Annotated in this window: 23 protein-coding genes; 7 read left to right on the forward strand and 16 right to left on the reverse strand. The window is 58.2% G+C overall.

Features of this window, described 5'->3' with window-relative positions; genetic code table 11:
- Positions 1-90 precede the first annotated feature (90 nt).
- The 5 genes from H3V09_RS06370 to H3V09_RS09195 all read left to right on the forward strand — a co-directional run bounded on the left by H3V09_RS06370 (position 91) and on the right by H3V09_RS09195 (position 3,854).
- A complete protein-coding gene (locus H3V09_RS06370) occupies positions 91-756 on the forward strand; it encodes an ABC transporter ATP-binding protein (RefSeq protein WP_229281577.1) in 666 nt (221 codons plus the stop codon).
- Positions 753-2,183, forward strand: coding sequence for an ABC transporter permease (locus H3V09_RS06375; protein ID WP_144177820.1), 1,431 nt, complete (start codon positions 753-755; stop codon positions 2,181-2,183). Before H3V09_RS06370 ends, H3V09_RS06375 begins: the two co-directional genes overlap by 4 nt.
- 433 nt (positions 2,184-2,616) lie before the next feature.
- Positions 2,617-2,910 carry an ABC transporter transmembrane domain-containing protein gene (locus H3V09_RS06380; protein ID WP_024627011.1) on the forward strand — a complete coding sequence of 98 codons (294 nt, stop codon included), beginning with the start codon at positions 2,617-2,619 and terminating at the stop codon, positions 2,908-2,910.
- A 397-nt stretch (positions 2,911-3,307) separates the two neighbouring features.
- Positions 3,308-3,604: an ATP-binding cassette domain-containing protein gene (locus tag H3V09_RS09085; protein ID WP_198217313.1), complete on the forward strand. Its 297-nt coding sequence runs from the start codon at positions 3,308-3,310 to the stop codon at positions 3,602-3,604.
- A 46-nt stretch (positions 3,605-3,650) separates the two neighbouring features.
- Positions 3,651-3,854, forward strand: a complete 204-nt coding sequence (locus H3V09_RS09195; protein WP_183122206.1) for a hypothetical protein — start codon at positions 3,651-3,653, stop codon at positions 3,852-3,854.
- A 1,181-nt stretch (positions 3,855-5,035) separates the two neighbouring features.
- Here H3V09_RS09195 and H3V09_RS06395 read toward each other — a convergent pair.
- From H3V09_RS06395 to H3V09_RS06440, 10 genes are all read right to left on the reverse strand, one after another.
- Complete coding sequence (locus H3V09_RS06395; RefSeq protein ID WP_121912856.1) at positions 5,036-6,544, reverse strand: HAMP domain-containing sensor histidine kinase; 1,509 nt, start codon at positions 6,542-6,544, stop codon at positions 5,036-5,038.
- The gene (locus H3V09_RS06400) at positions 6,532-7,263 is read right to left on the reverse strand and encodes a response regulator transcription factor (protein ID WP_198191226.1); all 732 of its coding nucleotides are present in this window, start codon (positions 7,261-7,263) and stop codon (positions 6,532-6,534) included. The genes H3V09_RS06395 and H3V09_RS06400 overlap by 13 nt, the downstream gene beginning before the upstream one ends.
- Positions 7,264-7,397: 134 nt before the next feature.
- A complete protein-coding gene (locus H3V09_RS06405; RefSeq protein WP_121912855.1) occupies positions 7,398-8,222 on the reverse strand; it encodes an ABC transporter permease in 825 nt (274 codons plus the stop codon).
- Position 8,223: 1 nt separating this feature from the next.
- Complete coding sequence (locus tag H3V09_RS06410; RefSeq protein WP_121912854.1) at positions 8,224-9,081, reverse strand: hypothetical protein; 858 nt, start codon at positions 9,079-9,081, stop codon at positions 8,224-8,226.
- Positions 9,078-9,773 carry a lantibiotic protection ABC transporter ATP-binding protein gene (locus H3V09_RS06415; RefSeq protein WP_121912853.1) on the reverse strand — a complete coding sequence of 232 codons (696 nt, stop codon included), beginning with the start codon at positions 9,771-9,773 and terminating at the stop codon, positions 9,078-9,080. The genes H3V09_RS06410 and H3V09_RS06415 overlap by 4 nt, the downstream gene beginning before the upstream one ends.
- A gap of 205 nt (positions 9,774-9,978) precedes the next feature.
- Positions 9,979-10,743 carry a hypothetical protein gene (locus H3V09_RS06420; protein WP_147438266.1) on the reverse strand — a complete coding sequence of 255 codons (765 nt, stop codon included), beginning with the start codon at positions 10,741-10,743 and terminating at the stop codon, positions 9,979-9,981.
- 2 nt (positions 10,744-10,745) lie between these two features.
- Positions 10,746-11,525, reverse strand: a complete 780-nt coding sequence (locus tag H3V09_RS06425; RefSeq protein ID WP_147438265.1) for a multidrug ABC transporter permease — start codon at positions 11,523-11,525, stop codon at positions 10,746-10,748.
- Positions 11,522-12,598, reverse strand: a complete 1,077-nt coding sequence (locus H3V09_RS06430; RefSeq protein ID WP_442859366.1) for an ABC transporter ATP-binding protein — start codon at positions 12,596-12,598, stop codon at positions 11,522-11,524. Before H3V09_RS06430 ends, H3V09_RS06425 begins: the two co-directional genes overlap by 4 nt.
- Positions 12,599-13,027: 429 nt before the next feature.
- Positions 13,028-14,251 carry an MFS transporter gene (locus H3V09_RS06435; RefSeq protein ID WP_121912850.1) on the reverse strand — a complete coding sequence of 408 codons (1,224 nt, stop codon included), beginning with the start codon at positions 14,249-14,251 and terminating at the stop codon, positions 13,028-13,030.
- A gap of 14 nt (positions 14,252-14,265) precedes the next feature.
- Entirely contained in the window at positions 14,266-15,864 is a 1,599-nt protein-coding gene (locus H3V09_RS06440; RefSeq protein ID WP_121912849.1) for a glycoside hydrolase family 31 protein, read from the reverse strand.
- 224 nt (positions 15,865-16,088) lie between these two features.
- Here H3V09_RS06440 and H3V09_RS06445 point away from each other — a divergent pair, with 224 nt between their 5' ends.
- Positions 16,089-16,955, forward strand: coding sequence for an AraC family transcriptional regulator (locus H3V09_RS06445; RefSeq protein ID WP_198191224.1), 867 nt, complete (start codon positions 16,089-16,091; stop codon positions 16,953-16,955).
- A gap of 259 nt (positions 16,956-17,214) precedes the next feature.
- Here H3V09_RS06445 and H3V09_RS06450 read toward each other — a convergent pair whose 3' ends face one another.
- The 6 genes from H3V09_RS06450 to H3V09_RS06475 form a co-directional block, all read right to left on the reverse strand.
- Positions 17,215-18,126 (reverse strand): carbohydrate ABC transporter permease, encoded by a 912-nt coding sequence (locus H3V09_RS06450; protein WP_232339446.1) that lies wholly within the window; start codon positions 18,124-18,126, stop codon positions 17,215-17,217.
- Positions 18,126-19,004, reverse strand: coding sequence for a carbohydrate ABC transporter permease (locus H3V09_RS06455; protein ID WP_110425937.1), 879 nt, complete (start codon positions 19,002-19,004; stop codon positions 18,126-18,128). The genes H3V09_RS06450 and H3V09_RS06455 overlap by 1 nt, the downstream gene beginning before the upstream one ends.
- Positions 19,005-19,075: 71 nt before the next feature.
- The gene (locus H3V09_RS06460) at positions 19,076-20,383 is read right to left on the reverse strand and encodes an ABC transporter substrate-binding protein (protein ID WP_198191223.1); all 1,308 of its coding nucleotides are present in this window, start codon (positions 20,381-20,383) and stop codon (positions 19,076-19,078) included.
- A 320-nt stretch (positions 20,384-20,703) separates the two neighbouring features.
- Entirely contained in the window at positions 20,704-21,333 is a 630-nt protein-coding gene (locus H3V09_RS06465; RefSeq protein ID WP_332460992.1) for a YesL family protein, read from the reverse strand.
- A 94-nt stretch (positions 21,334-21,427) separates the two neighbouring features.
- The gene (gtfA, locus tag H3V09_RS06470) at positions 21,428-22,945 is read right to left on the reverse strand and encodes a sucrose phosphorylase (protein WP_198191222.1); all 1,518 of its coding nucleotides are present in this window, start codon (positions 22,943-22,945) and stop codon (positions 21,428-21,430) included.
- 249 nt (positions 22,946-23,194) lie between these two features.
- The gene (locus H3V09_RS06475) at positions 23,195-24,472 is read right to left on the reverse strand and encodes a LacI family DNA-binding transcriptional regulator (RefSeq protein WP_198191221.1); all 1,278 of its coding nucleotides are present in this window, start codon (positions 24,470-24,472) and stop codon (positions 23,195-23,197) included.
- A gap of 371 nt (positions 24,473-24,843) precedes the next feature.
- Between H3V09_RS06475 and H3V09_RS06480 the strand changes: the two genes are divergently transcribed.
- Positions 24,844-25,914, forward strand: coding sequence for an iron-siderophore ABC transporter substrate-binding protein (locus H3V09_RS06480; RefSeq protein ID WP_198191220.1), 1,071 nt, complete (start codon positions 24,844-24,846; stop codon positions 25,912-25,914).
- Positions 25,915-25,956: the final 42 nt, after the last annotated feature.

The raw sequence follows: 25,956 nt of genomic DNA on the forward strand, positions 1-25,956 counted from the left end.
ATATTCTGATGAAGATTTATAAGTCGCGAGAACGGCGATGATGGGAGAACGGTGATGAGTGGTGCTTCAGTGAGTTCAAATGGATTGACAATGACGGTGACTCCGAGGAAGGATGATTCGATCACCATCCTCGACCATGTCGACTTCCATGCTGAGCCCGGAAGAATCACGGGGATTGTCGGCCCCTCAGGCAGCGGAAAGTCCACCTTGCTGTACTGCCTTTCGGGGTTGGAACGTGCGACATCCGGAAGCATCTCCCTTCTAGGGCATGACATCACACATATGCGAGCGTCCGCGCTCACTCGGTTTCGGCGTCGACATCTGGGATTCGTGTTTCAATCCTACAACCTGATCACGAGCATGACGGTGGAGGAGAACCTCGCGCTGCCATTCACCCTGCGCGGCCGTCGACTCCCCAAGCAAAAAGCGGATGAGATGTTGCGGTACTTCGGATTGGCAAACGAGAAAAAAAGGAGCGTGACGATGCTCTCAGGCGGAGAGCAGCAACGTGTCGCGCTTGCACGAGTGCTGCTCTCCGATGCAGATATCATTTTCGCCGACGAGCCGACTGGAGCCTTGGATCAGGAATCTGGCGCCAAGGTCATGCAGGTGTTCAAAAGCCTGGCTATGGATGCGGGCAGGACCGTAGTAATAGTGACCCACAGTGGAGAGGTAGCCGGACAGTGCGACCAGATCGTTGAGGTCCGTGATGGCCACGTGCTGAACGCTGATACGGAGAGCGGGGCCCGCATATGAGGGGCGCACTCTCTGATCTGAAAGCAGCCCCGGCCGTATGGGCCGGCGTATGGCTGTCACTAATCGTTTCCCAGACCGCTGTGTGCACTATCGTCGCCGCGCGCAGGGCTATTGATGCCGCTTACCACGGACCGGATGCCGGGTTAGGCGCCAACCTTTCCGGCCCAGCAATGCTGTTCAGCGTGGTCATAGCCGTGTTCGTGATGCTGTGGGTCGTGACCGCCGCTCTGAACCAGCGCAGGCACCAACTAGCATTGCTGGTCCTTCAAGGCGCCACGCCCTGGCAGCTGCTCTTCGGGAATCTGGCTATCATCATCGTCCTATTCATCTTGGCAGCAATAGCGTCATCCCTCCTGACGCCGCTGGCAGCACCATATCTGTTCGACCTCCTGGCCAGAGCATTCGAGCTGAAACTGACGTATCAAGCAACCCAGCTGCTGGCATCCATCGGCACTGGGTTGGCCATTGCCGGAGTCGCCGTCCTTGCAGGCACAGTGCTGACCGTGCGCACACTATCCAAGATCAGGCCGATAGAGGCGCTTCGGCAGTCACAAAACCCGCCGAGACAAGTGAACGCATTCCGTGTTCTGCTAGGCGCATCGTTGCTCGTGGGAGCGATATGCGCGCTCATCATCCCGGGGACAGCTACACGCAAGATAGACTCTGGCGAGCTCGCCACGCACATTTCCGGCAGGAATCCCATAGAGTCCAGAGTGACAGGATTCATTGGGTTCTCCATGGGAGGCATGTTCCTCCTGATCTTCGCATTGGCTGTTCTGGCTCCCTATGTCATGCACTGGTTCACCAAAGGATGGACGCATCTTCTCCCCCTGCCATTCAGCACCTGGAAACTCGCTAGGCAGCAGGCCGTTGGGAGGATCCAACGACAGAACGCGACCATCATTCCCATGACGGCCGGCTTGTCGTTGCTCATGACTTTCTCTGGTGTGTTGCATACGCTGACCGACAGCCTCAAGAATTTCGCCAGTAACGGCCATTCCATGAACGTGAACCCACACATGCTGACGAACCTGATGGCCATGCTCGGCCCTGCGCTCATCATCGCTTTGGTGGGCGCAATCTCCGGACTGATGATCACCGCACGAGGGCGACGCCTGGATCTGGCGCTGACATACGTATCCGGTGCCAGTACCGGACAGTTGCGCATTTTGGGAGCCCTCGATGGTCTCATTTCGATGGTCACCTCGGTGCTGCTCGCCTTCGTCATCACACTGCTCAGCACCTGCGGCACCGCCTTCATGCTGCAACGATATCTGGGAAGCGCAAAGATAAGCGTTCAATGGGGATATTGGGCGGTCATCGCACTCCTCGCTATTGTCGTAGGCGCCCTCGTCACAGGCGTGCAGGCGCTGTGCGCGCGTTCCGAGGATTCTGTGAGGGTCATATCACGTGCAGTCGGTGAGTAACCACCCCCAACAAAGGACGAAAATGTCGCCACACAAGCGGAATAGTAATGAGAAAACCGCATCTTTGATAGACGTGCCCCGCCTTTTGAAATCCATAAGGGTGTTTTATTCACGGTTAGTCTGCTAAGTATAGCGAGCGCCCTCTTAAATCTGGCTCAGCCACAGCTTGTCAATGTCATTCTTGGACGCGTGCAGCATAACATGCGATCCGCAGTGCCCCTCTAATAGCGTTGGCAGGAGTGTTTCTGTCCGGCGCAGCAATCACTTCTTTTGACGCTTACCTGCTGTTGAACGATATGAGACGGTCTCTAGTAATGCATATTCTGCATTTGCCGTTCAAAGATCTGGACCAGTCGCATACAGGCAACGTAATTTCTATTATTTCATCTGATACAAATGAACTGAAGCGATTGCTGACCGATAATTGCCAGAAGTGTTTGGCACTTTACTGGTGTTCATAGGCGCGTGTGTGGGAATGGTCATAATCAGTCCCGTCATGTTCGTTATCTCTCTTTCGACCTGTCTTGTTACTGTCGGTTTACTGGTAGTCTTATCCGGAAAATTACGAGACTGCTCCAGAGGGGCTCAAACGGCCATAGGAGATATGACGTCTGCAGCCACTGATGCTTTGATGAGTTTGAAAAGGATCAGGGTTTTCGACGCCACGGAGCGTGAGACCAATAAAATCGGCGAGAAGCCAGGCAAGCGTGCACATCCGGTCGTCTAATTTCAAAGAAGCAGTCACTGATATGGCCATCAGGAATGGCCTTAATGCAGTTGTGCCTGATGGTTGTATCGGGAATCGGCGCTTTCCAAGTGGCCAAAGGAGTGATGACTGTTCAGCAACTGGTAACTTTTCTATGTACCTAGAAATGATGCCCACGCCTATGGCGACACTTTCTTCGACATATAGCAGACTGTTCAGAGCGTTGGGCGCGAACTCCAGCATTCAAGCGATAATGAGAATGCCGACCGAAGATGCGACATCAGCATGAGCAGTATCCAGTAGGGTCCAAAGGAAGGTCACCAACTCCGATCAGATTGACATCGATCTTGACCATGCTGATATTCCGTATGATGACGCACGGAACAATCGTGGCGGGCTCCAACTGAATGAAGCGGGTGTGCATATGAAAGGCGGCGTCGTCTACGCGATAGTCGGACCATCCGAAGCGGGCAAATCAACCATGCTGGCCCTTATAAAGGTATTCTATAAGCCAAATCATGGCCATGTTCTCTTTAATGGCATTGATATTTCAACTCTCAGCTCCTCTTATGTACGTTCTCTGATCGGCTATGTAGAACAAGATGCCCCCATATATTCCGGTTCTTCCAGAACGAATTTGGCGATGAACAAGAACGGCGTATCCGATGAAGGCTGCTGGAATGCCCTAAATAAGGTGAACCTCACGCCAAAGTGAGAGACACCTTCGATGGATTGGATACCCCAGTAGGCAACGCGGTGTATTGCTGAGTAGCGGTGAACGCTATCGCTTGGCCCTGGCAAGGCTGTTGTCCATAAGGCGGCCGATCATGCTGCTTGACGAAACAACATACCATTTAGACGCTAAAAACGAGGAGCTCGTCGCACAAGTCATTCATGCCAATTCCCCGGAGCAGACAATAGTCATGGCGGCACAGAGAATAAAATCAATCGCTTCGTCAAAATAGAATCATAGTTTTGGCCAATAGAACTATCAATGGTTTCCTTTGGAAAATATTGTCTGCCAATCCTACTCTCCTATATGTATTGCTGTTAATAAACTTGATACCAATGTGAATTATTTGGCTATATATAAATATGCGCGGACAATACGATCCACCGGCAGCAAGGTTCTCACCTCAACAAAGGAACAGACGATTCAAACTATCGTCTTGCCCTCTAAAGATATCTTTAATGAAATATATTGGCTGCTTGGTTTCCGGCATGATATGCAGTCATTGCTAGACTGATCATGGGATACCTAGCAGTAAAGTTTAGCGGGGAGTACAGTACGTGAAACTTATACAGGGCACGCAGGAATAAATCTTGGAATTGCTCATTTTCAAGACATGACCCTCGCTGTTCCGCACAGTCAATCAGCTATCTGTTTTTTTGATGACTATATGATCACGACGATGTTGATCGCCTACGGGCTTAAGGAGCCGGACCGGGCATCAGACCGCTGGTTAATAGCCTAAACGAGTGGGCGTGGGCTGATACATGACGTACGCTCTGAGCTTCTCATACCAGATAGGATGATACAAAAAGAAAGAAGAGGATACGGCACCTATATTCCATGTCGGCCGTGCGTTTTGAACCGTATTACGGTATTTTCATGCCAGGCCCTGACGACGATCTCGAGGCTCCTCCGGTCATCTCAAATAGTTTCAATTTCATACAGCTGCGTAGGCGTCATACGGGCATCGGCATCTCCGATCGGGTATGACTGCCTGCGCTGATGCCTGCTGTCTTGCAGTAGACAGGCCTCTTCGCCTATGTGTCTGCCGTTGATGCAAGCCGAAACCACCGTTTTGCCGTCGATCAGGCTTTCGCTATAGAATATGTTTGACCTCGGGATTCATTTCTTTTTCCCTGTGCTATTATCGCCTACTCCAGCGACAGATCGCTCTGTTCAGCGTCATCTGATTTTTACATGCAGATCCCTAAGGATTGATACTTTCTGTTATCTGTAACATACAGATCTGCCAAAGAATGGTGAACTTTAGTAATCAATTACTAAAGCGATTGCTAAACAATTGATGTTTTCATAATTATTGGCCCACGATTAACACTATTTCCTAATCTTTACCACTGCGCAATTCTTAACTGGACACTGAGTTTGCTGTGACCGGTATCAGCTCCACTGAATTCACTGCACTGGCAAAGATACAGTGACTGCTGCGCCATCGCCACTGGCTGCATTGGCCAGGATTAGGCGGCCTCCTGCACTTTCCACAGTCGACCGCGCTGCAGCCAGGCCGATGCCATGGTGACCGCTGGAGCCGTGCCGACTGCTGTCAGCCTGATAGAGCCATTCCGTGGCATGGGCCAGAGCCCGGCTGCTGAAACCTGGACCCCGGTCACGCACGGTCACCACTAGGGCTCGCCCGCCCTCCTGACCACCCTCCAGCCTCCAGGTCAACGTCACTAGGCCATGGTCCGGCGAGTAGTCAGCCGCGTTCGCAACGATGTTCATGATCGCTCGGACAAGGTCAGCGGCATCACCGGAAATGTGACCGGCGGCGGAATCCAGACGGCCATCGCTCTCAAGCCGCAGCCCCCGGGCATTCAGGTAGCCTTGGGCCTGGTTGTTGACCACATCTTTCAAAGCAACCGCCATAACCCCGGATCGCCCTGAAGCCGTGCCCACGGAACCCTGGCTGATGGCTTGCGCATAGTCAGCCATCTCACGGATGACATCCTCGATGGAGTCCAGGTAGGACTGCTGCTCCCGGCTGAGCCCGGTCTCCCCCAGCAGGTCTGCATTGCCTCGCATGATGGTCAGCGGCGTCTTCAGGTCGTGTGCCAGGGCCGCCACCTGCCGACGCTGGGACTCCTGGGCCATCCAGGTCTTCTCCAGGGATTCCTTCAACGTGGCGCGCATCCTATCGAAGGACCCCAGCACCCGGTTGATCTCCAGCACGTTGCTGCGGGGCAGGGATGCGTCAAGATCCTGCCGCCCTATGTCGTCAGCCACCTGGTTGAAAACCTTGAGCTTGGACGATATGACATGGGCCGCCCGCAACCCGATCAGCAGGAGGGTGATCAGCAGGACCGCCCCGCAAGACGCGAGCAGAAGGTTCTGGGGATTGGGATAGCGGTCCCGGTCCTGCCTGGATGCCCACTGCGGCTGAACCCGATAGGCCAGGACGCATGGCCTCCCATCGGCTGTGGCATAGACGACGTAGGTCGCATCCGACTTCGCGCGAGTAGCTAGGGGCCTTCCTGTCTTCTTTATCTGCTCTTCCGATGACTTAGATGCCCTGTGCTTCCAACGGTCGGCCGCCAGCTGGTCGGCCTCGCTGGCCATGCCGCCCTTCATATCTCCCCCCGTAGGATGCCCCTGATGGTCATAAGTCCGATACCAGTAAGCGGAGGGAATCACAGATTCGTCAATAGTGGTTGAGCGGCCGATGGATTGCCCGACCTTCTCCAGATGCTGCTCGCCATAGTTGGCCCAGAAGAAGTCACCCCTAGCCCCCAGGTTTATCCAGACCATATAAATGCCGGCGAACAACAGAGCCAGAATCAGCAGCACATAGAGAAAATATCTGATGATCAGCACAACGATGGGCATTCCCTTGCGGCTCGGCCGGCCCTTGTCGTCGACGCTCTGCTCCCTGGGCGATTCGGGCACGCCGTCGGTCAGGCCACCCATTGGTAACCCACCGACCAGATGGTCCTGATGGGGTCCACCCCCAGGGCCTTGAGCTTGCGCCGGGCATTGCTCAGATGCACTCTTACCGCAGCCGTGGCATCGCTGTCCATATCATCGGCGGCCGGGTCATCCTCTGCGGCCAGGCAGGCCTCCCATATCTGCATGGGCGCGTAGGCCCGACCGGGATGTTCTGCCAGCAGGGCGCATATGCGGTATTCCGCATCCGTCAGATTGGCGTTGCGCCCGTCCACCCTGATCTGTCGCGCCTGAAGGTCCATGTCCAAGGGTCCGAAATGCAGGAGGGGACGCCCGCGCCGACTGCCCTGAGACAGCCTCGCCCTGACCTTGGCTCGAAGTTCGACAATGCCGAAAGGCTTGCGTATATAGTCGTCGGCACCCAGGCCATAGGCCAGGACCGCACTGTCCTCGTCGGTCTTGGCCGTCAGGAAGATGATCGGGCAGGACACCCGTTCCCTGATGGCAGCCAGGAGCGCAAAGCCGTCCATGTGAGGCATCATGACATCGCAGAGGATCAAATCGACCGAAGCCAGGTCCATGCTTACGACCTTCCTTGACTCGTTGACCACGGTCACGGCATAGCCGTCCTTGGACAGGGCGGCCATCAGCAGGGTGGTGATCCTTGGATCGTCGTCCACCACCAGGATGGAGGCCCGATGCCGATTGTCCCCACGGGAATCTTCGGCGTGCACGTCAGCCACGATTGGCTCCTTTTCTGCGCTTGCCGACTCGGCCCAGCCGCGTTTGAGAATGAACACCTTGTGGGCCAGGATTCTTGCAAGCTTGATTTCCTGCAGGACGGATTTCTCACGGACCGGATGCCCTGTAATCCAGTCTAATCGCTGACCTTGCGCCGATCCTCGAACCTGCCGATCCAGAGCAGGAGGGCCAGGCCCAGGGTCAGGGTGAGGACCAGACAGGGGACCAGATTATCCACAGCCGTCACGCCGATTGAAGCACGCAGACCTTTCCCTTCCGGCATGGTCAAGGCCAGCGCCTGCTCAATCCCCAGGGAGCCGAACCTGGTAGGCCAGGTAAAGGGTATCCACTGGCTGATCCCGGGAGTGCTGGCGGCACCGGAAAGGGTACGGCTGTACAGGCCGTTGAAGAGGCCACCGAGGGAACTGATGGATACTCCGGTACCGAGGACACCAATGGCGATGGTCGCGTTCCGGCCGAAGCTCAGGGCCAGGGCAATGGAGAAAAGGTAGAGGCATAGGGAGCCACCGGCCATGCCCAGGGTGGCGAGCGCGACGGCCGGGATTGGTGCGCCCAGTCCGCCAGCCAGAACCATGGGCAGGCAGAATGCCAGAGCCGCCAGGGCCAGAGCCAGCAGACCCAGAAGCCAGAGCACCAGGACCTTGGCTGCCAGACCCAGACGGCGGCTGGGAATCCCCAGAAGGTTGGCCATGTCGCCGGCCTCACGCTCAGTCTCGATGTTTATGGCAACTACGATGGCAGCCATTAGGGGCATGAAAGCGCCTAGGACCTGAAAGAAGGCATCGGTCTCCAACCCGGGATCATAGGGGGCTGCGGCGAAGTAGGCACCGCAGACGAGTCCTGCCGCCAGTCCGCAGACGACATGGATGGCAATAAGCACAGATCCGTGCAATCGCACGATTTCCGAGGCTACGACACGGCCAACTGTCATCCCAGTCATGTCAGTCGGTCTCCTTTCGTGAGAACCAGATTCCTGTCAGGATGGACAGGAGCAGGAACCAGACCAGACAGGCCACCAAGGCCATCAGACTCTGCCCGCCGAAGACAGACAGTGCAGCCTTGATCGGACTGTTGTCTTCGGTCTCCAGCGGCACGCCATCAGGCATGACCTTCATGAAAGGCACCGGCAGGTTGATCATGGCAGCGGGCGGCAGGAAGGGCCAGAGCCGTTGGTTCCCCCAGAAGGTGATCGAGGCCAGCAAGTCCACCATGTAAGGCAGGCCGAATCCGACCAGAACGCCGAACCGGGCGGTCAGCGCCAGTCCCGTCGGTATCATCCAGGAGCATGCTAGGACCAGCATCAGGGCGCTGACTACGAAATCAACTATGGAGGGGCCCTGGACCCTGGAGACGGCGACCATGACTGCCGAAAGACCCAGAGCCAGCAAGGTAGCAAGGCCGACTAGAAGCAGACAGTAGACGATCTTGGCCCACCAGACCAGAACGGGCGCTGCAGGCAGAGACAGGGTGGTCCTCCACCGTTGCTTTCCGTCGATGTTGGCCACGGCAACGCTTATCAGAGCAGTCATGGCCGGAAGGAGCAGAACATACCAGTAGTTGACCCAGGAGGGCATCCAGATGTGCAGTCCGAACGCGAAGCAAGCCACGATGACAATGAGCACCAGAGGGAAGGCCAAAGCCATCCGCCTAGGTGCAGCCGATCTGCCCTTCATGATCTCCGCCGCCAGAATTCTGCCGAAGGGGATGCCTCCTCCCCGCGTTCTAGCCTTTGTCACGGCTCGAGCGTCTGAAGTAGCCATATCCTGCTGGATGAGTTCGTTGAGGTTCCTCTCGTTCATCGCGACCTCCTGAGCACATCCATGAAGAGCCCTTCCAGGTCCTCCCCGGCGTGCAGTTCATTCTCGTAGGCCAGGCGGCCGTCGGCAATGATGCCGATGTGATCCGCCAGGATCGACACCTCGGAGAGGATATGGCTGGAGACAATTACGCTCATCCCCTGCTGCGGGAAACTGCGGATCATCCCCCTCAGCTCCTCGATCCCCAGCGGGTCCAGCCCGTTGGTGGGCTCGTCCAGGATCAGCAGACGAGGGTTGGTCAGAATGGCGTTGGCTATCCCCAGGCGCTGCTTCATGCCCAGGGAAAACTGTCCGGCCTTCTTGGAGCCTGTATCGCTCAGTCCGGCAATGGAGAGCGCCTGGTCAATCCGCTCATCGGGCAGGCCAAAGAGGGTTGTGCGCACCTTGAGGTTCTGGCGGGCCGTCAGGTTGGGATAGACGGGCGGCTGCTCGATCAGGGCGCCGATGTCGTAGAGGTCCCGGCGCGACCAGGGGTGCCCGTCCAGAATCATCGATCCGCCAGTGGGGTGCAACATGCCTGTAACCATCTTCAGTGTGGTGGACTTGCCGGCCCCGTTTGGGCCCAGGAGCCCGTAGACTCCGCCCTCAGGAACATGCAGGGACACCTGGTCGACGGCCCGCTGTCCGTGGCCGAAGACCTTGGTCAGCCCCTCGGTCCGCAATATGTAACGCATGGTCAGCTCCTATTCGTTTCCTTGTGGCAGGAGCCAGACTAAAGACCGAAAATAAAGAAAGATAAAGGAGCCGAAACGGATTCTCACGCCGACATAATGTCTTGCTAGACGAACACCTGAGACAGGAGGAGGGGTGCATGCACGCGCACAGCCCCTCCTACCTTCCACATCCGTTCACGGGACATTCAATAGCCGCTAGCTTCAATCACAGCCGCATGTAGGCCCCTGACCGTATTCTGCGCAGGGCCGCTACAGAGGCCGCTAGACCGATGGCTATCTCCACCAACCCCCTGATGACCTCGGCAAGGAGGACCGCCGTCGAAGATAGGCCATAATCTCCCACGGCCTGGACCGTGACCCCCAAGGGGAGGATGGTTGCGAACCGACGAAGTGGGACCGGGTAGGCTTCAGCGGGCACGACCACACCCACAGCCACCGGGAGTAGGACAGTAACCGCATTCAGCGGGGCGAAGGAATCCGCAGTCAACAGGCCAAGGCCACCCACAAGGAGTCCCAAGGCCAAACCTGCAAATAGGGCGGTGGGCAGGAGGCTCAGGGCCCGGAGAAAATCGGACGGGCTGTGTCCGACATTCAGGACCAGGGTTCCGGCCAGGGCGACCAGCCCTGTGAACGAAGCAGCCACCACACCCGGAAGACCCAGGCCAATCCAGTAGGCCAGGTCCATCGGACGGCGTATCAGGACCTGCGATATGATTCCCTCCTCCCTGTCCATGGTCATACCGCTTGCCATGACAGTCGCCACCTGGCAGGCTGCAGTCACCAGACCACCGGCGTATCCGATGCGAGCCAGGGCCGGGGAATTCAGGCTCCCTCCGAGCATGAGCTGGCAGGCCACGTCCAGAATGGGGACAACGACCAGGGATACCAGAAGGGCCAGGGGCCGGCCAGCAGGCATGGAAGAGCGCCAGCTGACATTGACGACGGTGAGCATCCTATGAACCCAACTCATGGTCAGATCACCTCGATTGTGCCGTCACGCCGGACTCTGGCCTCGGAAATGCTGGCAAGGCGGGCGGCCAGGCTGATCCACAGGAGTAGGGCCACCAGCCAGCAGGCCAGGTCCCACCAAAGGATGGAAACCCCTGGATCGGATGCAATGCCACCTGCCTTCATGATGGACAGGGCAGGCCGGGTGGGGATCAGATTCTTCAACCCCTCCCCCAGGTCAATCGTTCTCGTCGGACCCTCGAAAACTCCTGACAGGGCCATACAGGGGACAAGGACCAGGCCTTCATAGGCCGTAGCATAAGGGGTCATGACGAAGAGACAGGCCACAGCCAGGGCCATGACCAGGGCCCCCAGCCAAATCAGGGGCACCCCCAGGACCAGAACCGGCCAATGCTCCCCCAGCTCGGTCGGCAGGAGGGCACCCGGCCCTGGAATCAACCAGGCCACACCGGCTAGAGGAAAAGCCAGCAGGCCAAAGGTGGCGGTTGAAGAGATCAGGGCAAGGATGGCAGGCCGGGGGCCAGACCTGCTGACCATGAGATGAGCCAAGGTCCCTTTGCGCCGTTCGAAACCAATCAGACCTGCGGCGGAGGTGCAGGAGGTCCACAGGCCCATGACGGCCGAACGGAGAAACCCCTCGTAGGGATCGGATCCCCAGGCCCTGACTCCCAACCGTTGGACCAGGCAGGCTGAGAGGGTGGCTACCAGGAGGATCTCAATGAAGTAGGTGGTTCTGGTGTATTCGCGCAGTTGGAAGGCGGCCTCCCTGAGCATCCTCATCATAGATCCGCCTCCGCGCCTGGGCGGGCGGCCAGGGCCAGGAAAGCGTCCTCCAGACCTGCGGGCCTGAACAGGAGGTCCGCCGGGCAGTCGAGAGATCGGTCCGCGAAGAACCGGGCCATTTCTCGTCCGAGACGGGTCGGCTCTGCACCGGCAGGCCCCGATCCCTCCTCCGAGGCTCGCTTCCAGAGGATGGATACCATCCAGTTGGGGCCTGATGGCCGTGTGAGGACCACGCCGCGCCGGCCGACCCAGCCAATCAGGATACCGGGGTCGGCCAACTGGTCCGGCCTTAAGGTGAAGGAAGCCACCCAGCCCACGTCGGCGAACCGCCGGACGACCTCCAGAGATCCATTGACCAGGATTCTGCCCGAGTCGATGACCGCTATGCGGTCGGCCAGTTCCTCCACCTCCTCCATGCCATGGCTGGTCAGGAGGATGCCTACCCCCGAATCCGCCACCGAACGGATCAGGCTGCGGATTCGCAGGGCCACGCCCGGGTCCAGGCCACCAGTTGGTTCGTCCAGGAGGAGGAGTCTTGGGGAGCCTAAGAGACTCCTTGCTATGTGGAGGCGCTGGGTCTGACCCCGCGAGAGCTCATATACTGCATGGCGCTCCTTACCGTTCAGACCCACCTCCTCCAGGACACGGCCGATTTCGCTGTCCCTCCGCCGGTAGGGCACATCGGCCAAGTCGGCGAAAAAGCGCATATTGGCCATTACCGTGGCCCTGGGGTAGAAACCCCTGTCCCCACCGAGCACCAGCCCCAATCTCTTCCGGGCCTGGCTCGGATCGGCAAGGGCATCCACCCCGTCCACGCTCACCTCGCCACGAGTAGGGGTTAGAAGTGTGGAAGCGATTTTGACCAGGGTGGTCTTGCCGGCCCCGTTCAGACCGACCAAGGCCTGTATCTTTCCCCGGTCCACCTTCAGGCTGATGTCCGATAGGACTGTGTGAGGCCCCTCCCTCCGCCTACTTCGCCTTCCGGCGAAGGACCGCCAGACGTGTGAGAGGGCCAGGGCCGGACTGTCATCGCCTCCGGCCTGCGGATACCTGCAGCTTTCATGTCTCCTTATGTTGGAATGCTTGATGAAATCAATCAAAATTAGATGCCGTTTCCGTGCTCTGTGTCTACAAATCCATGCGCACCCAGACCGTGATCGAAATCAGGATCGAACCAATGCGGTCCGGAGTACCACGAGAGACGCCTCATAGGGGCGCCAGACCGGGCATAACGGAATCGCCGCCCCTATGGGCGGCTTGAACCAGCGGGCCTACAAAGCCTAAAGGGCTTCAGAAGACCCTGCCCGGGATCAGCTTCTCGCAAAGGAAGCCGGCAGTCATATGACTTCACCATCCACTGATAACAAAAATCGCAGGGGCCAGGACTACAAAGGCCCATCCCCATGCATGTATGCGGGCCCCCGCAGGGACCTGTTTGTCACTATACACCGGGCCGGGGTACCAGTTCCCCGGCCGATGATGACGATTGCGGATGACCGCCTTTATGCATCACGTCCAGTCGGGACCCGTTTGACCCCCTGTATCCGGATGGCCATCAGCAGGGCGAAGACGGTCACGGCCAGAGAGAAGCATCCGTAGGCAATCAGGACATTCTGATCGGAACCGACAAGGGCCGAGACCCACTGAAGGACGTAGGGGGCCATGAAGCCGCCCAGATTGCAGCCCACCAGGACGAAGGATGTGGCCAACGTGACGGAGTTTGCATCGGCCAGTTCGCTGGCCCTGTTGTTGCAGTAGGTACCGATGTAGACCATGGAGACGGCCACCACCAGGACGGTTGCCAGACCGGTCATGATGATGTTATCGGAAAAGGCCGCCAGAATCTGACCCAAACCCATCAGCAGTGTGCCCAGGGCCAGAATGTAATGTCCTAGGTACTTGTAGACAGCCCCGAAGAGGAATCCTGCAATCATCCCGACTATGGTGGCGATACTCTGGCAGTTGCTCACCTCGGTGGCGGAGGCATACCCGGCATCGGTCACGATGGTGGGGATGCGGACAGTGAAACCGGCCTGGATGCAGACGTAAACCATGGACAACAGGGCCAGACCTATGACACCGGGACTCACCTTCTGCCCGGCCATGACCCCCTTGACTGGCTGGTCCTGCTTGACCTCAGGCACAAAGATCCAGAATACGATCAGGATGGGGAAGGCGGCCAGGTAGACCAGGAATGACCAATGCCAATTGATGTTCAACAGGAGGCCCGCCAGGAAGGTCATGACTGCACTGCCTATGGATTGAAAGGCGTTCTGGAAGCCCAAGGCGGTGGCCTTCTCGTTGCCCGAGAAGAAATGGGACAGGAGGCTGACGGCCAGGGAGTTGAACAGCCCGAAACCTGCACCCAGGACCAGACGGGAGGCCAGAATGACCGGGTAGCTGGTCACAAAAGCCGGCAGGGCGCCCCCGACACCGACCAGGAGCAGACCGATGCCAACGGTCCGCTTGGCCCCTATATGCTGGGCTATCCACCCGCTGAGGAGGACCATGACGACCACCGAGATGGTGGGAACGGTGGCCAGGGTCTCAATCTGGGCCAGGGAACGGTCCGGCATGGACTTCTGCATGGCGGGCAGGACGGCCGAGATGGCATATGCCGAGGTCAGCACAAGGGATATGGACAGGAGGGAGTATTTGAGCGCCGGCCCCGCTTTTACAGCACCGCCCTTGTCAGTCTTATCCTCGCTTGTTTTTTCATCACTCATTGCGGATCATCCCCTCAGTCGATTCTCCGGTAGGCAGGCAGGGTGGCCAGCGTCACTGGAACATCGCGGGTGACCGGTCCATCCACCACAGTCGATTCATCCTGGAGAGACTGCCAACGCCCTTCGGGGAAATAGACTCTCTTACTGGTTGCACCCTTCTCGATCACTGGGGCCGACAGAATCCTGTCGCCGAGCATGAACTGGGTCTTCAGGCAGTCCACAGGGGCCTGCGGAAAGTCATAAGCCATGCTCCTGGTGATGGGCTCACCGGTCTGGCTGGCCTTCCTGGCCAGGTCGACGATCGTCTGCGAAAGTTCCACATGGAGGTGGGCCGCCTCCTGGCAGAGAGCCAGGTGTTCCTTGTCCAGCACCCTCCAAGGTGCCACGGAGAACTGCATCATGGCCATGAGGGCGGCGCACTGGGCCGAGCGGACAATCAGTTCCTGGTCCAGCGTCTTGGTCCCCAGGAAGCTGCGATACTCACCGCCGCCGATCATGTCGGGGCAGTTGTAGTAGTAGCCCAAGAGGCCCTGGGTTATGGTATCGGGAATCAGCTCGGACAAGCCGTCCTTGCCCCACTCGAAAATCTTGTCCTGAAGACGATTCACCAAGGGCAGACCACCATTCTTGTAATTGACCCGGTACTCGTTGTAATCGAACTCAGTGCCGAAGCGTCCCCAGAGCTGGGCCTCCTCCTGCCTGGTAAGCCGCATGAGCGAAGCATCGTCGTCATGGTAATACTTGAAGTCCCCGGCATCGAACTTGAATCCATCCACGCCGGTCTGGCTACGCAGGTCTTGCAATCCTTCCTTCAGCCAGGCATATGTTTCGGGATTGGACATGTCCAGAATCGCCCCGTAGCCGTTCCACCACTGACGTATGACAGGCTCGCCATCCCGATCAAAGATGAGCATGTGCCGGTCACGCAGCTCGTGGTACTCCACGGTGTCAGGGGTCACGAATGGACAGACCCATACCATGACCTTGAAGCCCATATCATGGAGTTTCTCGACCATGCCCTTTGGGTCAGGGAACTTTCTGGGCGAGAACTGCCAACGACCGTAGTAGTCTCCCCAGAAATCATCGATCATGATGATTCCCGGAGGGAAGCCGTTATCTACTATCCCATTGGCGTACTTCATCACGTCGCGCTGATTCTGCTTGTATATCAGCTCGATCCAAGTGTTCCACTGGGGCATACGGAAGAACTCCTCAGGGGGCATCTGCCCAAGGGTGAAGGTCTGCCTGGCCAGATTCTGCTGGGCGTCACGCAGGTTGGCACCTGAAGCGTCCACATGCACCGTCCCCCGTGTGATCATCACCATGGTGTCCCCCTGGACCTTGAGGTCGAAGGGCTCCTCGCTCCACAAGGCCCGTCCGTGGGTGGAGACGAAGGCCGGAGAGACCTGGTTTGGGCTGTCCAGATCGATCAGGTCCAGCCTGTAATCGTCACTTGCAGTGAAGGGATAACGCGACCCGTCCATGACGCAGCCTCCGTACCAGTACTCCCCGTCTTCAATCTTGAGGGAGCATGGGGCCGTGAGCCCGCTCCTCAGGTCTTGGACCAGCGAACCGTCATGGTCGGCACTACCTTCCCCATTTTCTGCTTTCATTTGTTCTGTCAGCTCCATCGCCGACGCCACCTTTCTCGAACAGTCCCCCATAAGCCCGGTCGACCGGGCATTATCGGCGAAAACGCCGCTGAGGAACCCACCTACAATGTATGGCATGATGCCGGTGCCGACGACCTGCAGGTTGGCGACGGATGTTTGGCTGTCTTGGCCTTTTGTGCACAGTTGCAAGGTCGATAACGGAACCGGTTCGGAAGGGGTTCGCCGTGGAAAAAGAGACACTGGTCCGCCTGCCCGATCTTGGCTGGCGGGACCTCAGACCCCTCTTCACGGGACGGTCAGCCTGCTACGGGGGTCATTCCTACGGACCGGGGGCCAGACCCTACCACCTGGTCCACTTCATCGTATCGGGGTCCGGCATCCTGCGGATGAAGGAAACCACTTTCCACCTGCACGCCCACCAGGCATTCATCATCGCACCGAACGAGCTTGTTTACTACCAGGCCGATTTCGACGACCCCTGGACCTATGAGTGGATCGCCTTCGATGGCACCAGGGCCGCCGATCTGATGTCCCAGCTGGGGTTCACCTTCCCCATGATCGTCTCCACCCTGACCCAGTCAGACTTCACAGATGTCGACGGGCAGCTATCCCTGATGAGACAACGAAATCACAAAAGTGCCTTCGACAACCTCCAAGACCAATCCGCCCTTTTCGTCATCCTTTCCACCCTGGCGCAGTCGGTACGGCAGACCAGAGAACCCCTGGCTTCCAAGGACGGGGGAAGGGCGGGGTCTTATGTGGACCAGGCAATCTCATTGATAGGGCAAAAGTACAATTCCGACCTGTCAGTAGAGGGGCTGGCGGCGGATATCGGCATTGACCGCTCCTACCTGTCGACTATTTTCAAACGACAGACGGGTCTGACCGTCAAGGACTACCTGACCAGCTTTCGCATTTCCCGTAGCCAGGAAATCCTCTTCACCACGGACTGTCCGGTGACCCAGGTGGCCAGAATGAGCGGGTACAACAGCGTCTCTTATTTTTCCAAGGCCTTCAAGCGGCAGATGGGCATGTCCCCCAACCAATACCGTAGGTGGAGGCGGTCACGCTTGGCCAGAGGTGGAACCTGAACGTCAGGAATCCGCCCGAGGCTCTATAGACGGTTGTGGTCATGCCGAAGCAGCAGAAAACAGAACAATTGAACCGCTTTTCACGGGCTGACTCGCACGGCGTCAAACACCGGCAGACACCCCATCGTCATGATCGGCCCGCCACACCACCTGTATCCATCGTCTCGATTTTGGGCCGTAAGAGACTGGCCCGAAACCAGGTGCAGGAAACAGGCGGGGCGTCCGACAGGGGCGGGAGGATCCGCGATGGGGAACTTGCTCAGCCTTTGACAGCCCCTGAGGTCACGCCCTCAACCACATACCGCTGGAGGAAGACGTACAGGACCAGAATGGGGAGCATGGCCAGGAGGAGGGCCGCCATGACCAGACCGATATCTGTGGAATAAGTTCCGTAGAAGACCTGTGTGGCGATAGGGATGGTGTAAAGCTCCTTGCGGCCCAGCACCAGGGAGGGCAGGAGGTAATCGTTCCAGAAAGCCATAGCCTCGATGATCGTCACCGTGGCCACCGTGGGCTTCAGGAGGGGAAAGACAATCCGCCAGAAGGTCCTCCACTTGCCACAGCCGTCGATCTCTGCTGCTTCCTCCAGCTCCATAGGGATGTTGGTCTTGATGGCCCCGTGGAACATGAAGGTGGCCAGGGAGACCGAGAAGCCGACATGCATGAGGATCAGGGTGATCCGACTGTTGAGCACATGGAGCATCCCGCCGTAGACCGAAACCAGGGGGACCATGATCACCTGGAAGGGGATGACCATGGAAGCCACCATCAGGGTAAAGAGGATGGCCCCCGCCTTCCAGGTGGGGTTGCGGACGATTACATAGGCCGCCATGGCCGACAGAAGGACAGTCAGGATCGTAGCGCAGATGGTCACGAAGAGGGAGTTGCCCAGGACCGTCCAGAAGTCCATCTTTTCCATGGCCTCAGGGAAGTTCTGAAGGGTGAACCCGTGACGGCCGATCAGAGCCAGAGGCTTAGAGGTGATGTCCGCCTTGGTCTTAAAGACGTTGATGACCACCAGGAGGAAGGGGGCCAGGAAAGCGAAGAGGAGAACGATCAGAACCAGCCAGACCAGGCCATGCCCGATCCTGGTGCCCATGCCCGTCTTGGGCCTGCGAGGTTCCTCCCCCTGGATGGCCCCTGCCTGCATCTGTTTTGTTGCTGCACTCATCAAGCGTCCACCTCGCCCTTCTTACCGAAATAGACCTGGAGGAGGCCGATGACCGCGCACACTACGAACAGGAGGAGGGCTTCGGACTGACCCACCCCATAGTTCTTGTACACGAAGGCCTTGTTGTATACGTGCATGGCCGCCATGACCGAGGAGTTGAATGGTTCGCCCTTGGTCAGCGACAGGTTGAGGTCGTAGACCATGAAACACCGGGTCGTGCTCAGGAAGATGCATTGAACAAATGATGACCTCATGAGGGGTATGGTCACCTTCACCATGGCCTGAGCCTTGGAGCAGCCATCAATTTCCGCTGCCTCCTTTAGACTCTGATCCACACTCATGAACCCGGCCACATAAATCAGCATCATGTAACCCGCATATTGCCAGACCGAGACCAGGATCAGGCAGAACATGGCCCCGTTGGGCGTGGACAGGAGGGAGGATGTCGTATGGGATGTGACGGCTTCCCCGATGGCCACGAAGGCCCGATTGAAGACAAACTTCCAGACATATCCCAGCACGATTCCACCGATCAGGTTGGGTATGAAGAAGGCAGCCCTGAAGAAGTTCTGCCCCTTGATCCCACTGGTCACCAGGTAGGCCAGGAGGAAGGCGACAACATTGACCAGGATGACTGAGATTACCGAATAGATGACGGTTCTGCCCATGGCCTGCCAGTAGGCAGTGTCAGCAAAGGCCTGACGGTAGTTGGACAGGCCCACGAAGGGCTTATGGTTGGATATCCCGTCCCAGTTGGTCAGAGTCAGGTAGAGGCCGTAAATGAAGGGGACGATCACCACGGCACAGAAGAGGATGGCGGCAGGGCCCGCAAACATGAGGAACTGCCCCACCTTGTATGAGAGTTTGCTTCTTTTCATGATTATCAGGCTTGCCCCGGCCGGGCGGGGGCGGCAGAGGGTCGGTCCCCGCCCGGCTGTGTAGTGGACAGTTACTTTCCGGCCTCGTAGATCTTGGCCGACTTCCAGTAGTTCTGAATGTCCTTGGCCAGGGAAGCCCTGTCCTCCTGACCAGCCAGGTATTTCTGGAAGTTGGCTCCCAGGACGGAGAAGTGGTCATCGGGCAGATGGTTATAGTTGGGGATCAGCTTGTCGGCGTCGGCGTACTTCTTCACCGACTTGCCCAAGGGATCCTTGACCTCCAGCTTATTGTTGGCGAAGGGAGAGATCAGGGAGCAGTCATTGACGATGAAGGACTGACCGTCCTTGTCGTAGACCAGCCAGTTGAGGAAGTCCTCGGCCGCCTTGCGCTGCTTGTCGGAGGTTTTATCAGAGGAGTCGATGAAGAGGAACTTGGAGCCGCCGCCGACCAGCTTCTCGTTACTGCCGTCCTCGGTGTCCTGGGGGACGGGCATCTCCCCCATGTTCTCGGTATAGTCATAGTCCTTGATGACGGACCAGTCCCAGTTGCCGCCGAACATGAAGGCGATCTTCCCTTCGGCCAGGTTCTGCTCGGTCACCTCGCGCTCGGCCGAGATGGCGTTGTCCTTGGCGTAGTTATTATCTTTGAGCACGTCGAAGGTGTCCATGAGGGAGGTGAATTTGGCGTCCTTGTCGAGGTCGACCCCGCCCTCGTGCAGGCTCTTGATGAAGGCATCAGGATCCTCATGCTCCTCATAGACCTGGGTCAGATAATGGGCCACCAGGGACCAGTCCTCCTTGATGACACCGGTGGGATGCTCCATCCCTCCGGCCTGAAGTTCCTTGATCAAGCCCTTGAAGGCTGAGAGGGTCTTGTAATCCTCGGGCTTGAACTCCTTGCCCGTGGCCTTCTTGATGGCGTCGGCGTTGTAGAGCAGGCCCCTGGCCTCGATGCTGACCGGGAAACCGTATACCTTGTTGTCGATCTTCAGCGCGTACTTGGTGTCCTTGACCCACTTCTGGTCGCTCAGGTCGATGGCGTGTTCCTTGGCCAGCGAGTATACATCCTTGGGATCCACCATGGAGATGGTGTAAGGGTCGTTGGAGGCGTACTTGGTGGACAGATGGGCCACCACGGCATCGGTGGAGGAGTAGACCTCGACATCTACGCCCTTCTTCTGCGAGTACTCCTTGGCCATCTTCTCCATCTGGGACTGAATCTCCGACTTGGAGTTGAATATGGTGATTTTGGTGCCCGATGACCCCGAACTGGAGTTGGAACCCGATCCGCAGGCCCCCAGCATGCCGACTGACAGGAGTGTTGCCAATACAATCGCACCCGCCCGCTTCACTGCGGGGCTCTTCTTGAAGATTCTCATCGTTGCCGCCTTTCTGCCTTCTACGGCTGAGCCGCATTGCCCGAGACCGGTGCTGGCTTTGGGCTGACACCGGCATGGATTCAGGTACGTCAAACCGGTTCGATACGAACCTGTTTTATGTATCTAACCGGTTCGATACTACATACAGCCCACATTGTTTGTCAAAGCGGCTGATTCACGAGTCCACCGACACGGGAGCAGCACAACCTTCTGGAAATACTCGCAAACACCAGCGGCAAACCTTGCGACACGCCTGCTGCCGGCGGGCCCGCTTCGCGCCTGGGGCAAACCTGGGAACCGTCACCCCTGCCGATTCTTGGTCAGTCCGCCTTCCCACCTTCTTCGAGCCTTTTAAAAATCGGGTTGTAAAGCCAGGCGCAACAGTATTGAGGGAGAGTGAACCCTAGCAGGAGCACGAGAGGGAGCAGGTAGACCAGGTATGCAGCGTAGAGAACAGCGGCCCCTATGGTGATAACGGTCATGGCCAAGGTCCGTGGGAGGAATCCCAGGGCCAGCCTGCCAGCATTGGTCAGGGCTTGGATGGCGGTGTTCTCGTACCGGGAGAGCAGAAAGAAAGCATATTCGGCCACGGATACGGTGAGCAGGGCAACTACGATCAAGATGACCTCCAGAAGGCCCCGCCCCGACCGTGACAGTTCTCCCATGGCATGCACGTCAACCCACATAATCAGGCCGACGACCATGACCAGGAACCAGATGACTGTCGCATTCTTCCAATTATCCTTGAAGGAGTGCCAGAACTGCATGGCTATGTAGGAATCCTCTCCACGGACCATGTGCCAGAGAACGTAGTGCATGGCGACGAAGGCGGCTCCAGCCGTGAAAACGGGTATGCAGAAGATCAGAGTAATCAGATTGAGCTCGATCAGGTCGAAAAGAATGCCCATGAACCTGAAGAAGACGTTGTTCTGGTTGAAGAACCGCTTCACATCAGCCTCCGTCTCCCCGCACAGCCCCGGGCAGTTCGCAGGATCGCCTGCACGGGGCCATGTGTGCGATCACATGCCTGGCACCGAGTCTAGTTCAGACCTGTGGAACCAGCCTTTCCAGTTCAAGAAGGTTCCTGCAACGGTGACTCCCCTGACCATCCTCCCACTCGAGGCTGGCGACAGGCACCAGGGCATCACCGCCCAGGCCACGGGCAGGGGTGAAGGCCAGCCGGGCCCGGCTGGCCTGCCCGACCCAGTCCAGGAGGAGACCCGTATCCGTCATCCGGCTGGAGAAGGACCCGTCGAAGGCATCCAGTCCATTGCGGAGGCGACAGAGTGCGTTGAGCGCCCTGACCACCGGACGGCGAAGATTCTCATCCACCTCCATGGTGGAATAACGATGGCGGTTGATGTCACGCCCATTGCCCGTCTGGTGCAGGAGGTCCATATCATTGGGCCCAGCCATAGCCCCCACATAATAAACCTGAGGCACTCCGGGCAGGAAGAACTGGACTGCCCTGGCGGCCAGGTAGGCCTGATCGTTGCAGCCCAGGGCCGAGTAGTAGGTGCTGTTCACTTGATAGAGGTCAAGATTACTGGCGGCCCCACCGGTGGCCTCGGCCGACTGGCCCCTGGTGCGCTCGTGGATGGTCCTGACCAGGTTGTCCACCGCCTGGTCGCTGACCAGCCCCTTCAGGTTCCTGTCGAGCTGATCGGAGCCGATATCGATCACCCCGATTCCATCGTGGGTGTCAAGCACGGTCACCGCGTTCCGGGGACGCACCTGAATCCAGTGTTCCAGCGCTGCCACGTCTCCTGTGTAAAGGGCGTGAAGGAGAAGAGGGGGCAGAGCGAAATCGTAGACCCTGTCAACCTTGGAAGCGATTTCAATCTGTTTTTTGTAGTAGGAGTGGACCTCAATCAGGGTCTCCAAACCACGTCTGGCCCCCTCCTCCTTAATCCGCCCGATCAGCTCGAAGGTCTTGGGAATCATGAAACAGCTGGTGCCCGCCTCTTTGGCCCCGTAGCCCACGGCATCCAGCCGTATACAGCGCACATGGCTGGCGGCCAGCCGGTCCAGGATGGAGAGGATGTACTCCCATCCACCCTGGGAGTCGGTGTCGATGTCGACCTGCTGGGGGGTGAAGGTGGTCCATACCAGGCGCGTCTCGCCCGCCCAGGTGTATTGAGTAAAGGGCAGACCCGGACGCGGTCGGTAAATGCCGGCCAAGTCGGACTCGGTGGCCCCGTCAGGGAAGACCGTCGACATGGTCAGGAACATGCCGTAGTAAGGGCTGACCTGACCGCGGGCCATCACATCCTGGAACTGGCTGGATTTCCATGACATATGGTTGACGATGGTGTCCACCATCACGTCGTGGGTACGGCTGAGTTCGGTCACATCGTCCCACGTCCCCAAACGGGGGTCCACCTGGGTGTGGTCGATGGGGTCGAAACCGGCATCAGCCCCGTCATAGGGGGCGAAAAAAGGGAGGATATGCACACCTTCGTAGACCCCTTGGAAGCGGGTGCGCAGGAGATGGGTGAGAGAGGCCAGCGTACCGTCCCCGAACCGGTCCGCGTATGCAATCAGTTGGACCTTGTTATCCATGAAGCCTCCTTAGGTCATCTGCCCTGCTAGCCCTGCACGTCACAGCTCTCCCCAAAGAGACGCCAAACGCAATATCGAACCCGTCGTCGCCACGTCTGACGAACGGGTTCGATAGTATCATAAAACCGGTTCGATACATTTGAAAAGCACACATGGTGCAACGGATTCCTGACCTCACGCTGGAACATAACCGCCAGCCTTTGGATCCGGTCAGGCTCATCTCTGGGAGGGGCCCAGCCAAATGCCGATTCAGTTGGTTTTGGTGGTCTCGCCGATTCTTACGTGCAGAGGAATCACATCTGCCACAGCACGCAAGAGTCTGTTCCCATCCATGGCAGATTCCGCTGCCGAATCCGGACCTGCATGTGGATCCTCCCCGTCGGACACGCCGCCCTGGCCACCACGACGGGCCGCGGAATACGCACCCCTGTCCCGGCACTCGCGACCGCTGCCACCGGTTTGGGTCCTGCCACCTTCGGAGGACCTGCCCGACCTCCGAGCATTGTCCCTCTTCTCGTCGACCTCGATAGACTCAATGATCCGCCGGCCCAGAAGTTCGGCTATCCTGTCGAAGTTCTGTTGGAGGGCGGTCAGCCTCATGCCAGCCGCATCAGCCAGGTAGGTGCCGTCGTAGGCGATCACCTGAAGGTCGTCCGGAATCCTGATACCCCGCCGTATGGCCTCTTGGACGCAATACGCCGCCCCAATATCCGAACTAACCACGGCATCGACGTCGTCATAGGAGTCGAGCACATGGTTGACCGCCCTGGCATAGCCCTCCAGACTCTCGACAGCCCCAGCCTCTACGTACTCGTATCGGACTTCGGCCTGGTCGAGCGCGTGTTCCAACGTCAGGTAGTAACGAACCGTGGGGAAGGTAGTGTCCAGGGCTCCGCCCCCTCGTTGAACAGGGTCTGCAAGTCTTTTCGCCGACCTTCCCCGTTTGGAACCAGCCCGAGGCATGTCATGGAACTGCTCGCGTGGGCCGCCGATCATAACCACGTGACGGGCTTTTGATCTGAGTAGGATATCAGCCACGGAGCGCCCCCCACCCTCGTGGTCGGAGGCGACGACAGGGATGCCAGGGCCCAAGTAACGGTCAAAAGCCACCAATGGGCGCCCGATGGAGGTCCAGTAGGAAGCAGGATACGTGGTGTGGGCCCCCATGATGATTCCGTCCATCATATGTCTGCGGAGCATGTCGACGTACTGATCCACATCCTGGTTCACATCGACTGTGGAACAGAGGATGGTGCGAAAACCGTGCTGGTAAAGGACCCGTTGCAGGCTGGCCGTGAGTGTAGCGAAGAAGGGGTGACGGATCGTGGGCACGATGACCCCGATGATGTCAGTCCGGTTGCGGTAGAGGTTCCTGGCCAGCTCGTTGGGTATGTAGTCGAGGTCCTCCATGGCCGAATGGACCCTGGCCTTCATCTCGTCCGAGACGTAGCCAGTACCGTTGACCACCAGGGAGACTGTGCTGATCGAAACCCCCGCGGCCCGGGCGACATCGCGCATACCAACCATAGTGGCCTACCATCCTTCCAGGTCTCTCCCCCGGGCTTCCTCACCCCGAGGCTAGCGGATACTCCATTATTACCAGCATGGTCATGACGAAGAGGCGACGAAGGGGGTAAGTCCCGTGATCCACGTCCCACATGGTAGGCCTAACCTCATTCAGGCCTTAGTGGTTGAGGTTGGTTTGCGGAGTGGCAAGGAAGCCCGAGTTCATCAAGTTATTCATGCCCTTGATCGCAAGGACACTGTGGTCGGCATATGCTCCGTTTAACACATGCAGCCAAGGAAATCAACTCTTTTCTTCCCATCGTGCCGATGCTACATCTGGTGTCTGGCTCTGGTGCACCATGCCAATTCGACAGCACGATCAAAGGAACCACATGCACATTCGACCACTCCTTTCCCTCACTCGATTCAAGCGCACTATCGCAGTCATCCTAGTGCTGGCAAGCGCCCTGTTCTTTCTGGGAGCCTGCGGGTCGGGCTCGCAGGCAGGCCAATCCGGCCAGCCAAAAGCCTCGGAGGAGCAAGGCTCCTTCCCCATCAAGATCGACCACGTCTACGGCACCACCTCCATACCCTCCAAGCCCAAGCGCATCGCCACCGTCGGATGGGCCACTCCCGACAACCTCATCGCCTTGGGGGTCGTGCCGGTCAGCATCCAGAAGAACTCCTTCGGCAAGACCGTCGATGGCGGATACCTGACCTGGACCAAGGATGCCCTGGATGACATGCATGTGGACAAGGCGGATATGCCCAAGCTGCATGACGAATCAGACGGCATCGATGTCGAGGCCATCGCCGCGTCCAAGCCCGATCTGATCATCGGCCTGCTCTCCGGCATGACCAAGAAGCAGTACGACACCTTGAGCAAGATTGCGCCCACCATCGCCTATCAGAAGGTTGCCTGGGGCGACCCCTGGCGCAAAGTCATCACCGCCACGGCCCAGGCCATCGGAGAACCCGAAAAGGGAAGGAAGCTGATAGCCGACCTGGAGGAGCGCATCGCAAAGGCCGGAGAAACCCATTCAGCAATCAAGGGGAAGACCGGGGCGGTCATGTACTTCGATGCCTCCAAACTCTCCAAGTTCAGCGTCTACACCACCTCAGACGCCCGGCCGCAATTCCTGAACGACCTGGGACTGGAGACTCCGGAGTCCATCAAGGAGGACTCCAAGGGCACCAAGGACTTCTACAAGGAGATCTCCTCCGAACACGCCGACAGGTACAAGGACGTCGACATCATCGTCACCTACGGCACCCCCGACCTGCTTGAAGTAATGCGCAAGGACCCCCTCCTCTCCAAGATTCCCGCAGTCGAGCGCGGGTCCGTTGTGGTCATCGCCAACGACAGCGAGATGGCCAACGCCCTTGACCCCTCCGCCCTGTCCATCCGGAAGACGACCGACACCTACGCCAGGCTTCTGGGCGAGGCTGCCGCCAAGGTCTGATTCGGCCCCGCAGGGAAGGGATGGAAAAGGAAGAGGGAGCGC

Source organism: Bifidobacterium sp. M0399 (assembly GCF_016100595.1).
GTDB classification, from domain to species: Bacteria; Actinomycetota; Actinomycetes; order Actinomycetales; family Bifidobacteriaceae; genus Bombiscardovia; species Bombiscardovia polysaccharolytica.